12 protein-coding genes and 1 pseudogene are annotated in these 13,081 nt (G+C 36.7%); 1 reads left to right on the top strand and 12 read right to left on the bottom strand.

Annotation, left to right across the window (positions count from 1 at the left end):
• Positions 1–11 precede the first annotated feature (11 nt).
• From JCM19034_RS17055 to JCM19034_RS22435, 4 genes are all read right to left on the bottom strand, one after another.
• Positions 12–872 carry a carbohydrate ABC transporter permease gene (locus JCM19034_RS17055; RefSeq protein ID WP_231687013.1) on the bottom strand — a complete coding sequence of 287 codons (861 nt, stop codon included), beginning with the start codon at positions 870–872 and terminating at the stop codon, positions 12–14.
• Positions 873–878: 6 nt separating this feature from the next.
• Positions 879–1,538 carry an ABC transporter permease subunit gene (locus JCM19034_RS17050; RefSeq protein ID WP_231687012.1) on the bottom strand — a complete coding sequence of 220 codons (660 nt, stop codon included), beginning with the start codon at positions 1,536–1,538 and terminating at the stop codon, positions 879–881.
• Positions 1,539–1,814: 276 nt separating this feature from the next.
• The gene (locus tag JCM19034_RS21955) at positions 1,815–2,198 is read right to left on the bottom strand and encodes a hypothetical protein (protein ID WP_062051644.1); all 384 of its coding nucleotides are present in this window, start codon (positions 2,196–2,198) and stop codon (positions 1,815–1,817) included.
• Complete coding sequence (locus tag JCM19034_RS22435; RefSeq protein WP_197276437.1) at positions 2,189–4,285, bottom strand: extracellular solute-binding protein; 2,097 nt, start codon at positions 4,283–4,285, stop codon at positions 2,189–2,191. The genes JCM19034_RS21955 and JCM19034_RS22435 overlap by 10 nt, the downstream gene beginning before the upstream one ends.
• A 371-nt stretch (positions 4,286–4,656) precedes the next feature.
• On the opposite strand from JCM19034_RS22435, the gene JCM19034_RS17035 reads away from it, so the two are divergent.
• Complete coding sequence (locus tag JCM19034_RS17035) at positions 4,657–5,205, top strand: DinB family protein (protein ID WP_062051642.1); 549 nt, start codon at positions 4,657–4,659, stop codon at positions 5,203–5,205.
• A 44-nt stretch (positions 5,206–5,249) separates the two neighbouring features.
• On the opposite strand, the gene JCM19034_RS24275 is transcribed toward JCM19034_RS17035, so the two are convergent.
• From JCM19034_RS24275 to JCM19034_RS16995, 8 genes and pseudogenes are all read right to left on the bottom strand, one after another.
• The gene (locus tag JCM19034_RS24275) at positions 5,250–6,320 is read right to left on the bottom strand and encodes a DUF2207 domain-containing protein (protein WP_062051640.1); all 1,071 of its coding nucleotides are present in this window, start codon (positions 6,318–6,320) and stop codon (positions 5,250–5,252) included.
• On the bottom strand, positions 6,302–6,943 hold the full coding sequence (locus JCM19034_RS24270; RefSeq protein ID WP_062051638.1) for a DUF2207 domain-containing protein: 642 nt from the start codon (positions 6,941–6,943) through the stop codon (positions 6,302–6,304). The genes JCM19034_RS24275 and JCM19034_RS24270 overlap by 19 nt, the downstream gene beginning before the upstream one ends.
• A gap of 425 nt (positions 6,944–7,368) precedes the next feature.
• On the bottom strand, positions 7,369–8,136 hold the full coding sequence (locus JCM19034_RS17020; protein ID WP_062051636.1) for a glycerophosphodiester phosphodiesterase family protein: 768 nt from the start codon (positions 8,134–8,136) through the stop codon (positions 7,369–7,371).
• A gap of 103 nt (positions 8,137–8,239) precedes the next feature.
• Positions 8,240–9,466 carry an ABC transporter substrate-binding protein gene (locus JCM19034_RS17015; protein ID WP_231687011.1) on the bottom strand — a complete coding sequence of 409 codons (1,227 nt, stop codon included), beginning with the start codon at positions 9,464–9,466 and terminating at the stop codon, positions 8,240–8,242.
• Between the two features lie 51 nt (positions 9,467–9,517).
• Positions 9,518–10,258 carry a carbohydrate ABC transporter permease gene (locus JCM19034_RS17010; RefSeq protein ID WP_370622160.1) on the bottom strand — a complete coding sequence of 247 codons (741 nt, stop codon included), beginning with the start codon at positions 10,256–10,258 and terminating at the stop codon, positions 9,518–9,520.
• A gap of 112 nt (positions 10,259–10,370) precedes the next feature.
• Positions 10,371–11,249 carry a carbohydrate ABC transporter permease gene (locus tag JCM19034_RS17005; protein ID WP_062051633.1) on the bottom strand — a complete coding sequence of 293 codons (879 nt, stop codon included), beginning with the start codon at positions 11,247–11,249 and terminating at the stop codon, positions 10,371–10,373.
• A 1-nt stretch (position 11,250) separates the two neighbouring features.
• Positions 11,251–12,294, bottom strand: coding sequence for an ABC transporter ATP-binding protein (locus JCM19034_RS17000; RefSeq protein WP_062051632.1), 1,044 nt, complete (start codon positions 12,292–12,294; stop codon positions 11,251–11,253).
• A gap of 36 nt (positions 12,295–12,330) precedes the next feature.
• A pseudogene (locus tag JCM19034_RS16995) lies at positions 12,331–13,068 on the bottom strand (DeoR/GlpR family DNA-binding transcription regulator).
• Positions 13,069–13,081: the final 13 nt, after the last annotated feature.

The raw sequence follows: 13,081 nt of genomic DNA, 5'->3' as shown, positions 1-13,081 counted from the left end.
TGTTCCCTCCTTTATTCCTTTGTTGCTCCGGATGTAATTCCTTTTACAAAGTACTTTTGAATAAATGGATAAATAATTAGCAAAGGAATTAACGCAATAATAATTCCGGCCATTCGAACATTCGGTGTTACAAATTGACTGCTAGACGTCGCGTCCGATTCTAAGATCAACGACCGTAATGCAACCTGTAGAGTATATTTACTAGAATCAGTAATATAGAGAAGAGCTGGCAAAAAGTGATTCCACCGACTGACAAATTCAAATAATGTTACAGTTGCTAAACCAGGTAATGAGAGTGGGATGAAAACAAGAAATAAAATTTTAAAATGACCAGCACCATCAATCTTTGCTGCCTCAGCTAGCGAACTAGGAATACTGTGAAAGTAATTTCGCATTAATAAAATACTAAAACCAGAAATAAGACCTGAAACAATAAGAGCTGTTAATGTATTTAAAAGACTAAGATCACGATTAACGATATATAAAGGAATCATGATTGCTTCTGCCGGAATAATCATTGTAATGATAATAAATGTCGTCATAATGCCTTTACCAGGAAGGTCTTTTTGAATTAAAACGTATCCAGCTAATGCTGCTAAAAATACATGAAAAAAAGTGCCAGTAATTGTGACGATGGCATTATTAAGAAACGGCCTCCACAATTCAATCCTCGTCCAAACAGTGATATACCCCTCAAAGCTAAACTGCGTTGGCCATAGTTTAATTCCCGGAGACATTGAAGACACTCCTGAAGAAAGAGAAATAGCAAGAGTATTGATGATCGGAAGAATCATCGTTACGACAAGTAACGTTAAAAAGACCGTGTTCACAATTGGGAACCATTTGCCCCTTTTACTCATAGTTGTACTCAAAAGACTTCACTCCTTGTCATAACGGATAATAATCCGGGTTACGATTGTTAAAATAAGTGTGGCTAAAATAACTAGATATGCCGCTGCAGAGGCTACACCCATTTGAAACTGTAAAATACCTTTTTCATACGTGTAGAGCATAATGACATCGACTTTATGAGCAATCAAAGGGTTACTCATCATAAAAATTTGGTCAAATATTTTTAAGACTGACATGATGTTTAACATTAACACAATTTTCATCGTTGGAATCAGCTGGGGGAGAGTAATGTAACGAATTTCGTGCCATAAGTTCGCTCCATCAATTCTCGCTGATTCATACATCGACGGATTAATCCCTACAATCGCCGCTAAGTAAATAATGCAAATGTAGCCCATTTCCTTCCAAATAGCTGTAAAAATAACAACTGGGCGTGCATAACGCTCTTGAGTTAAAAAGTGAATAGGTTCTAGCTGAGCCCATTTCAGCAGTTCATTCACTAAGCCTCCATCCGGGGATAGGATGGAAATCCAAATGCCCCCAACCACTACCCAAGAAAATAGATGAGGAATATAAATAACAGTTTGGGTGAATCGCTTAAGAACGTTTTTAGTAACCTCATTTAAGGCAATGGCAACTAGAATCGGAAATGCAAACCCAATAACTAAAATAACCTCCGCCAACAATGAACGTATTATTCATCACATTCCAAAACTGAGGATCTTGTAATACTGTTATATAATTTTGAAAACCGATGAAAGGCCTGTCTCCAATTAGACGAAAGTCCTGTAGCTAATCACAAATCCACGCCCAAGTGGGTAATAAGCAAAAACAAGGAAATAAAGAAAAACAGGGATCATCATTACATATAGGGAAAAATGACGTTTAATAAGCTGCATGATTTTCCTCCTGCAAAAGATAAGGGGAGTTGTTAAACACGCTCCCCTTTTTTAGCAAATTCATTAATCTATTAAATTTGAAGCTTTCAGTTCTGAATGCATTTTTTCAACAGCTTCATCCGCACTCAAATCACCTGTAATTGCCGCAAATGCATAACGTTCAACAATCTTCTGAGCATCTGGCCAGTTTTCTGTAGAGATTTCAGGCTGAGCATGTGCCATAATAATTTCTTGAGCTTCCTCAACACCTGGTAATTTCCCAAATGGGTTTTCCCAATTCGTATTGTTCGGGAACACTACGCCATGATCCATATTGGCAACTTCCCCAAGCTCTGTTAACTCATAATTTCCAGATTCATCCACTGTATAATGTAAGTCTTTTACTCCAAGAGTACTTAACGTATTTCCTTCAATTGTGTGCCAAAATTCTAAAAACTCTAACGCCACCTCGGGGTTTTCTGCATTGACAGGTATCGCCCAAACACTCGGTCTCCACGACGTAGCATAATATTCCCATCTGGTCCGGGTACTCCATTTAATCCTTTAGCTCTAAATTCAGTATCTGGGTCCTCGTTTAGACGGATGTTGTTAAATAATCCAACCCATGCATCCCAATACGTAACCATTCCCACACGATCACCTAAAAATAATTCCTGCATATTTCCACCATCATTTGTTGCAAAGTTAGGATCGAGAATTCCTTCTTCATATAATTTTGCAAACCATTCATACACAGGAATCGCATCCTCTGTAGCATATGGAATACTTCTGTTGCCATTTTCATCAATAACATACCGAGCCTTTACTCCTACTGCACTCATGAATCCTTGAATATCATAAAGACCTGCAGTTGTTAAACCATACGTATCATCTTTACCTGTTCCATTAGGATCTTGTTCTGTAAAAGCTTTCAGTACCTCATAATACTCGTCAAGTGTAGTCGGTTCTTCTAATCCAAGCTTTTCCATCCAGTCTTGACGCACTGTCGGCATCGTCCCACCTTCAAATTTATTAAACACGCTGTAAATCTTTCCATCGTCATAAGTAATTAACTCCCACTCTTCAGCGGGAATGACAGTTGGATCAGATAAAACCTCTGAACTCTTAATCTGATCTGTTAATTCTGTTAATGTTCCTTGTTCGACTAATACATCCATCATTGGTTTCGTCATATAAATGAGGTCATATTTTTCACCTGCAGAAATCGATGTAAGCAAACTTTGATCGTAATCACTTGGGATTTTTTCCATCTGAACTTTAATTCCTGTTAGTCGTTCAATCTCTTTTTCAAATTCAGCATGTTCTTCTGGAGTTTTTCCTCCGACAATACTAGTAATAATACGAAGTGTTTTCTCCTCTTCTACGCTCTCAGAATCGCCTACGTTATTTGAAGCAGTATCCTTTGCTGACTCAGTTTGTTGATTACAGGCACCTAATATAATAGCTAAAAATAATGCAAAAACTAAAGTAATATGGCGCTTAAAATTATTCATCATTTCCTCCAATTTGTTCATTTTTTTCACAACAGATGTTGAATCTTTAACACATAGCTGAGATGAAATAGTCGTTCGTTTGACAACCTTTTCTTCAGATTGAATTTGCTCAATTAACATTTTGGCTGCCTCACTACCAAGCAACTCCGAATTCAATTTGATACTTGTTAAATCCGGAGTGAAATCTGATAGGAAAACAGATTCATCACTAAATGCAGCAACTGACAAATCATTTGGAATGGAGATACCCATATCCTTTGCCGCTCTATAAACACCTAAGGCAATTTTGTCTGTATCGGCTAATATGGCTGTAATCTGCGGATGTTTCTCTAGCATCTCTATTGTACTTTCATAGCCATATTCAACCGAAGTCATTTGATCAGTCTTATACAGAACCAATTCCGGATTACATTCATTAAACTGGTTTAATAAAATATTTCGGTAACCCTGTTCACGATCTATCGCTACCGTTCTATCTTTGGGAGCATTTAAAAAGAGGATGTGTTGATGCCCTAATTCAACTAAGTGCTCGGTAATTAGCTGTGCCGCCTCGACATTATCGTTGTCAACCATTGATACAGCATTGCTATACTCTCTTGAAGCTCTTCCAATAACAATCATAGAGCTTCCTTTATCCAATCTCTCTTCAATCCTCAGGTCCTTCTCAAGCGGATCTAAAAGAATTTCCCCATCAACAGGGTCTGAAGATTGAAATTCAACACGACTGGAGAATTCCTCTGAAATCGTATTAATGAGTAGCCTATAGCCTCTTTCATAACATTCTCGTAAAACACCATTGATTAATGAGAGATGGAACTGGCTAAATTTCACCTTTTCTCCTGTCATATTTAAGCCAATGATTCTTGTTTCACGAGTTGTTAAGCTTCTAGCAAAGTAATTAGGTTTATAATTTAGCTTCTTCGCTACTTGTAAAACATGTTCTGTAACCTCCTTACTAATGGGTCTTTTTTTACTGAACACATTTGAAACGGTACTCTTCGAAACACCCGCCTCTTTAGCAACATCATTCATCGTAATCATTTCTATCACTCCTCGACACATATATTAAACTAGTTTCACGGTTGTATGGTTAACCTAGTGTAAAATTATCATTAATTCGAAATCACCATCTAATAAAACCTTTAAATACAAAGGTTCATCCTAGTAACTCTTGTTCTATTCTATAAAACTAGTTTAATAATTATCTATTTATATTAATAATATTAAAGTATTGTAATGGGATAGTGAAATTTCAATAAAAGGGATTTACAATTCGATAATGTAAACAATTAAGTCCCTAACCGGTTCCTTTTTAAACCAACTAAGAGGCAACTCTTTTATTTCATTACATATTAAATGTTAAACTATTAAATAACACATTCTATGAGTTTATGATATGAGGGGGAATTACAATGATTTACGATTTAGAGGGCGAAGCAAACATGTCCCAAGTCGTAGGGATGTTATATTCTGCTGTAAGAGAAAATAGCGAACGTCTAAAATCTATTACTGTAGGCATGTCTCAAGAAGAGGTAGATTACAAAGGGCCAAACAACGGCTATAATAGCACTGCTCAGTTAATACGACATATTACGTTAGTAGATCTGAATTGGGTGTACCGAATAAAGGGAGAACCACTGCCTAATTGTTTCGAGGAAAAGTATGGACCAATGATAGATGAAAATAATCAACTACCGATGATTAAGGGGCAATCTTTGAATACGTTACTAGCTGAATATGCAAGGGTAATTGATATGTTGGAAGATGTGTGTACTCAATTAACCGCTGCTGACTTACATAAGATCGTTACGTTTGGACACGAAAATGAAAAGCAAGCGACCATTCGCTGGGGACTTTGGCATATGGCTGACCACAATCGCTATCATCAGGCCCATATAAATCTGTTAAGAAAGTGGTATAAGGGAAAAAACGTTCACATTAACGTGACCTTTTCAATTTAAACAGCGCTCCCAATTCTATTGGAGAGCGCTTCTGGCCCTTTTTATTAAAATGCTCCTGAACCACCGCCACCGCCACCAGCACCACTACCGCCGCCGGAGTATCCTCCTGAACTTTGACTCATACTAGAACTCTCTTCTGCATGACGGAAATTAGCTGTAGCTGCAGTCGCAATGATTAACCATGTTGGATCAAAGCTATAGACTGTACTCATTTGATTCTTATTAGGTTGAAAGGCATGTACTAATGATTCATTTTTCTTGATTAGCTTATTTTCATTGATTCCTATCCCGAAAATAAAGGCACGCATCTTCTCATCTTCAGATAAAGATTGCCAGGTTGAGTCCAACATATTCGGAAACTCCGCTTTAAAACGTCTCCATTCATGAATGAGTTTCAAGCCCTTCATCGTTTTAGGTTGATAGCATAGTGCAAATAGGAACAGCCCTACACATATTATCAATGATGTAACTGTTAACGTAATTAAATGATGAACGGCGAATAAAATAATGAATGGTACTAGCACAATGCTGAGCGTTCCTAGTAGTAAACGATACTTCGTTTTATTCTGATAAAGGCCCGCTTTCTTTAGTTCAGCTCTTACTTCTTTTTCCCAGTCCGTTTTTAATCTATAATACGTTTCTTGATTATTTTCATCTTTCAGATACTGGTTAAAATCTTCTAAGCCAACTTCATCTCCCGAGCCGATCTCTTTAAAGATTAACTTTACCAATTTTTCCTCATGCTTTTCTAAACGACTGCTATTGACAAGTCGAAAGCGTTCATCGTCTAGCTTTTCTACATGTCCTTTTCGGACTAAGTCTAATAATGCTGCAACGATTGATTCTGGTAGTAACATCTGGTAATTCATTAAACATATAGTCGTTGGTAATGACAGTGTTTCTTTAGGAACCGTCTTCGTATGTTGCAACTCTCTCATAACAGCAGTTTTGTTTGTTTTACCTTCTAGCCATGCCTTAACTAGTACGAACAACAGCAATAATGCAAATGCAGAAACTAGGATGACACCTATCGAGGAGAGCCATTCTGTCCTTTCTTCACGTGCCAATATTTTTTCGTGTAGATCTTGCTTAGCAGCTACAAGTTGATCATACATAGGCTTATTCTCCGTAACAGTACTTGCAGGAAATACCTCAGAAGAATATGCAACCCGAATATCCCTTGCCGTTTACGTTTGACCTCTCCCATCGCAAACTGTACCTGACCGTCGTCAAGAACGGTTTCAGCATTGTATGCCTCATCATAACCAAAAGCTACGAGAGCAGTTGTCGGTTCTGGAGGAATTACATAGACGGTTAAATTTCCATAAGTGGACTCATTCCCCTTATCAAAAAACGGCCAGTAAAAATCGGCAACATCGGAATATACATTAACACCATTGATTATCGTATAAACTAAATCGATCGTAATCGTTTCGTCTTTCCCTTCACGGTGGATACGATATTCTGTTTTATCACTCTCTATTTGAAGAGGTTTGTTGTTTTCAAAAGCTTCAAAATTGACAATTTCAGATTCATTTTTCGCAATTAATTCGCGAATAATCCCTCCGAATTTTCCTTTAAACTCATACGTATGCTGTTCTTCAACTATAACATCGCCATTCTCCTGTAAATAGGCATAAATATCAACGTTTGTAATGTTATAATCAGCGGCCAATACAGTAGTTGGAATTAAAAATAGGCCTGCTATAATAAGAAAGCTTATGATGTATTTATTCATGTACTCCACCTACCTTTCAAAAGTTACTGGGGCCTGATGAATTCAGTTTGATTCATAGCTTCAATGATCTATATTACTATCATATACGTATCATATTTAATAAGGTTTCATTTATTAATGACCAGAGAGATCTCCTTGAACAAATGCAATAAGCCGTATATTTCGATAATAAACCGAAATATACGACTATACATATTACCATAATGAATTGCCCATTAATTAATCACTGTGTACAAAACATATTCAACATACTATAAATAGTTACATTCAAACAATCATCACTTTCCGTTAACAAAACCATCTTTTAAATAATTGATGCTCATTTCAATACTTTCTATTGGCGTTCTTCTAGTCATGTCTTGTTCTAGAATCCACCAATCAAGCCTGTCGATTTCTATGAAGAGAAGTCGACAGGCTTTTTATTTTTAGCTAATTGGTACGTTTTGTCTTCGAACAGACATTGCAGGTTTTAGATTGTTGCATGTAAATAAACTCACATCACAGCCTAAAGCATAATAAACTTGTTTATAGTTATCTGGACAATAACAACCTACTCTTAATCCTATTTCTTTACATTTCTTCACAACACTAGGAGTTAGTAGATCCATACTAATGCCGATAGCCCACATTTTAGAATAGGTGCCGTTGCTTCCTTTTTCGAAATTCTCCATTACCTCTTCTAAGAAGCCCTGCGTCTTTAAATTATACGTTTCATACATGTAAGCAATAATGTCAGCATCAAAGCATGTAAATACACATCTAGAAAGATAATTATAGCTTTTTAATAGTTCAACCGTCTTATCGACGACCTCTTTAGCGTGAACACTTTTTTTAACTTCTACATTTAAATACACATTTGGATAAGACTTTAATAAGTCACATAGCTCTATTAGTGTTGGAATTTTTAATCCTTCAAACGGTGGTGCAAACCATGATCCTGCGTCTAGTTCTTTTAGTTCAGCTAACATATAATTACTAATTTCACCAGATCCATTAGTCGTACGGTCGAGCGTTTCATCATGAATGATCATAACATGCTTGTCCTTAGACATTCGTAAATCAAATTCAATCATGTCTGCACCTTGATCCATTGCCTCTTTAAAAGCTAATAGAGTATTTTCGGGATAGGCAGACTTATAACCTCTGTGAGCCGCAATCGAAATCGATGTATTAGTATACAGGTTTTCTATCAACTTTTTCCCCTCTTTACAATTTATTGTGCTAGAATTCTTTCTGCTTCATTTTTGAAATTATCTAAGGTTGAATCAATATCTTCATCATCATACATAATGGCTTCTATTGCGAGAAAAACTCATGCATTATCTCTGGCCACGAAACATCTTTATTCGTGTCAATTGCATAATCAAGCTGCTCGTAAGCCACTTTGCGGTTTGGCTCATTTTCCCAAAGCTCTTGGATTTCAGTAGATTGAGTCATACTTTCAGTAAATGGAAGATAACCAGATTCTAAAACAAACGGTAAAGCCCCTTCTGGATCAAGCTCCATCCAACGAATAAATTCCCAAGCAGCTGCTTTATTTTCAGTTCCCTCCATCATAACAACATTTGCCCCACCTGTAGGTGTTGCAAATACCTCATCCTTCGGAAGGAATGCCGTTACATATTCAAAATCTACCGATTCAGCTAAACCACCGATTGATCCTGTAGAAGTAAAGTACAAGCCAACTTTTCCACTGTTAAATAATTGTGATGTAATGTTTCCTGAATCTTGAGCTGGTGGATAATAAAGTGCACCAGTCTCTTGCATTTCTTTTAGAAAAGAGAAAACCTTATTTCCTACACCATTATCAACAAAATCTACTGACGTACCTTCATCATTGAAAAATTTACCTTCTGCCTGTGTAATCATAGCAATCGGGTACCACGTATCATAAGGCATTGTTAAACCGTAACGCGTTATTTCTCCACTTTCTTCCTCGACCAATGCATTCGCAACCTCTTTTAGCTCTTCCCAATCTTGAGGAATAGAGAGTCCTTCTTCATCTAACATTGTTTTATTAATATGCATAATTGGAGTAGAACGATTAAGAGGCAGCGAGACTAGTTGATCATTAAAATATGAATGACCCATAAGTCCTTCAGAGAAATCATTAATATCTTCACCTGATTCATCAAAATAAGGAGTAAGGTCTTCTAATACTTCTGAATCTGCAAACATTTGAACATACGCCCGTTCAACCATCGCTACTTCCGGTGCTGTATTTGATGCCACTGCTTGTTGAAGTTTCGTGACAAGCTCATCATAGCCACCTTGGAATGTAGCAACTACTTCAATATTCTCATGAGACTCATTAAAGCGTTCAACCATTTCATCAACTAATTCACCGTTACGACCTCCCATCGAATGCCAGAATTCAATTGTTTCAGTCGATCCTGTTGCTTCTGTACTCGATAATTGAGGCGATGAATCTGAAGTATTAGAGCCTTCTGTACTCTCTCCAGAGCAACCGATTAATAAAACTGCCAAGACCAATGACCACACAATTAACATTTTGTTTTTCATAGATTTCTCTCCTCCAAAGAATGATATAGTTATTTTATTTTAAAGGGATCATTATTTAATCCCTGAGTAAGTAAAAGCCTTAACAATTTGCCTTGAGCAAAAGAGATAAACAAGCAATATAGGGATAACTAATACAACATTCCCAGCCATAATAATATGCCAATTGCTAATCCCTTCTGTTTCTCTTAACATACTAATCCCAATCGTTAACGGCCTAACCTCATTTGAGTCAGTCATCACTAATGGCCAAAAATAATCATTCCAATGACTAACAAAGCTAAAAAGAGCGATAGTAGCTAAGGCTGGCAGTGACATGGGAGTCATAATCTTCCACATTATTTTAAATTCACTAGCATTGTCTAAACGAGCAGCCTCAATGATTTCTTCAGGTATTTGCATGAAATATTGCCTAAGTAGAAAGATTCCAAAGGCATTTGCCATAAACGGAAGAATTTGAGGCCATAATGTTTTGATCAATCCCCAATCTGCTAACATTAAGTAAACAGGGATAAACGTAACTTGTCCTGGAATCATAAAAGCAAGCAATACTAGGGCAAAAAATAGTTTTTTTCCAAAGAATTCATATTTTGCAAAGGCATATGCTGCCGGTATCATGACGACCATTTGAATTGTAATGATCGAAACCGTAATGATGACCGAATTTCGAGCATACGTTAGAAAAGGTCCGGCCTTCATTGCATCGACAAAATTCCCCCATTGCGGAACTTCAGGTATGATGGTAGGTGGAAAAGTCATCGTTTCTTGAAATGTTTGAAGTGATGTAGAAATCATCCACAAAAACGGGAAAGTGAAGACTAGCAAAACAACTACCTTTAATAATGAACTTGGTAAATGGTATATATTTTTCACAAATAATTTCAACCTACTTCACTCCTAAAAGCTATCATTGATAATGAACTCTTTTTGACAGAACCCTAAAGTATAGGATTGTTAGCACACCGATTAAAACCATTAATACAACTCCTGTTGCCGAAGCATAGCCGATATTCGTCGTTCTAAATTCATAAATGTAATAAACGATCGTATTTGTCGAGTTATTAGGACCTCCACCTGTCATGATTCGCACAGTATCAAAAACCTTAAATGACCCAATCGTCATAATCACTAAGATAAAAAATAACTGTGGTGATATGAGAGGCATCGTAATCTTTCTAAATACAGTAAGTTTATTCGCATTGTCTAAAGCAGCTGCTTCATAAATATTTGGAGATACACCTTGAAGTGCGGCAATAATAATTAAGGTATAGTATCCAACACTACCCCAGACCGAAACGAGAATAATAGACTCCATTGCTGTACTCGAGCTTTGCAACCACTGTGATGTCGGTAACCCTAACTCTTTTAATATGAAATTTAAAAATCCAAGATTAGGTTCCATTAACCACAACCAAACCAATGCAATAGATACTATTGAAATGATGTGAGGTGTAAAAATTCCTGCTTGTACAATCATATTTAGTTTTGATTTCTTACTTAACCAAACTGCAAAGAGTAAAGCGAGTGCGATCGTGAATATAACAACGCCTAACGTGTAGGTTAACGTATTAGAAAGGACGACATAGAAATCACTACGGCTAAAAATTTGAATATAATTATCCAAACCGATAAATTGGCTTTTAGCCTTATTCATCAGGTTGTAATTAAAAAAGCTTAAGTAGATTAAATAAAAAATCGGATAAATAACGAAAATAAATACTCCAATCATCGCAGGTGCTATCATGATATACGGACGAATCTTTATCCACAATTGATGTTTGGACATGTTAATACCTCCGTAATACGTCAAAATAATCTCGACTAATCACATCTTCTGCTTCCATTCTCTGACCATTAGAATCAAAGAAATATAATTTGTACTTATCAACTCCAAGATATACTTCCTGATCCACTGAAAGGTTATCTTCAAACGCTTTAACCATAAACGATCGCTCTTTGTATTTAACCTGATAAAGCGTTTCAGAACCGAGCATTTCTCTCGTTACGATCTTTCCACGAAACGACAAATGTTTCGTGTTCGGTTCTATCGTTAGATTTGCACTTTCTGGTCGAAAACCGAATTTAACTCCATCTAAACCGAGTTCTCCTACATTCATCGGTGGCAACCCCATAAATTGTGCCGTAAATAAATTGTTTGGCTCATGATAAATTTCCTTCGGAGAAGCTTCTTGTTGGATTTCCCCTTTATTCATTAATATAATTTTATCGGCCATTGACATTGCTTCCACTTGGTCGTGTGTTACGTATACAAAAGTAGTACCAAGCTTTTTATGTAACTCAATTAATTCTGTTCGCATTTGAACTCGTAATTTAGCATCAAGGTTCGAAAGTGGTTCATCCATTAAAAACACTGCTGGCTTTTTAACCATCGCTCGTGCTAAAGCTACCCTTTGACGTTGACCGCCCGATAACGCAGAAGGTTTCCGGTCTAAATATTCACTAAGACCAACTAAACTACTGATACTCTCTATTAATTTCACACGTTCTGCTTTACTCACTTTATTATTTTTCAATCCAAATTCTATATTTTGGCGAACGGACATAGTTGGATATAAAGCATAGTTTTGAAACACCATTGCTACCTTTCTTTTTCCAGCTGCAAGATCAGTCACATCCTTCCCATCAATTAATACAGAACCTGATGTTTGAGGATCGATTCCCGCAATCATTCGCAAAAGCGTTGTTTTCCCACAGCCAGAAGGCCCTACTAATACCGTAAATTTCCCAGCTTCAATCGTTAAATTAAGGGAATCAATTACCGGTTGTTTATCAAATTTCTTTGTTACGTTTTTAAACTCAATCGATGCCACAGTTCTCCCTCCAAATCTAAAATTAGTGAACTCACTTTAAACCGTATACACATTAATTCCAGCTTCTTTGAATGGTTCTATATCTAGGTCAGGAACTTCTTCACCAGTAATTAAATTTTGAATTTGATTTATTGGTGCATACGTATGAAGAGCCACCTTGCCAATCTTGCTATGATCTGTAACAACAAAAATTTCTTGTGCCGCTTTAATCATGCTTTGCTTTGCCGGAATGAGCCTTTCTTCCATATGCATCAGCGTGTTTTGGGTGGAAAGCTGGCGTTCCAATAAATGCTTTTAGAACATGTAATGAATTCAACACATAATCTGTATATATTCCATTTAGCATATAGCTTCTGGATACAATTCACCTCCAGTTACTATCACAGTTACGTCTGATGCATAACGTAACTCGGCAGCTACATTCATATCATTCGTAACAACGGTAATGTTTTTATGATTTACTAAGTTTTTGGCAATGTGTTGCGTCGTTGTGCCAGAATCAATTATCAATGTATCGCCATCTTCTACGAAGCTAGCAGCCTTCTTTCCTATTCTCATTTTCTCTTCGTAGTTTTGCGTCGTTCTTTCGTGAAAGGGGCGTTCTTCATTCGTCCATTGGTCGATTACTACACCACCATGTGTTCGTTTTAGAAAACCTTCCTTCTCAATCTCTGATAAATCTCTACGCACTGTTGCTTCATGAACGTTAAACTCATCAGCAAGGCTACTAACGGTTGCTGTTTTATGCTTTCTAACATATTCTAAAATTTTCATTTTTCTCTCAGCC

Source organism: Bacillus sp. JCM 19034 (assembly GCF_001310635.1).
In the GTDB taxonomy this organism is placed as follows: Bacteria; Bacillota; Bacilli; order Bacillales; family Bacillaceae_D; genus Halalkalibacter.
The sequence above is the reverse complement of the archived record's forward strand: the minus strand, read 5'-3'. Positions and strand labels throughout refer to the sequence as shown.

What these genes read in the sequence shown, in the direction of transcription:
- JCM19034_RS22435 (WP_197276437.1), bottom strand. Translation starts at nt 4,285, where the DNA reads ATGATTACGATGAATGATGTTGCTAAAGAGGCGGGTGTTTCGAAGAGT.
- JCM19034_RS17035 (WP_062051642.1), top strand. Translation starts at nt 4,657, where the DNA reads ATGATTTACGATTTAGAGGGCGAAGCAAACATGTCCCAAGTCGTAGGG.
- JCM19034_RS24275 (WP_062051640.1), bottom strand. Translation starts at nt 6,320, where the DNA reads ATGTATGATCAACTTGTAGCTGCTAAGCAAGATCTACACGAAAAAATA.
- JCM19034_RS24270 (WP_062051638.1), bottom strand. Translation starts at nt 6,943, where the DNA reads ATGAATAAATACATCATAAGCTTTCTTATTATAGCAGGCCTATTTTTA.
- JCM19034_RS17015 (WP_231687011.1), bottom strand. Translation starts at nt 9,466, where the DNA reads ATGAAAAACAAAATGTTAATTGTGTGGTCATTGGTCTTGGCAGTTTTA.
- JCM19034_RS17010 (WP_370622160.1), bottom strand. Translation starts at nt 10,258, where the DNA reads ATGATTTCTACATCACTTCAAACATTTCAAGAAACGATGACTTTTCCA.
- JCM19034_RS17005 (WP_062051633.1), bottom strand. Translation starts at nt 11,249, where the DNA reads ATGTCCAAACATCAATTGTGGATAAAGATTCGTCCGTATATCATGATA.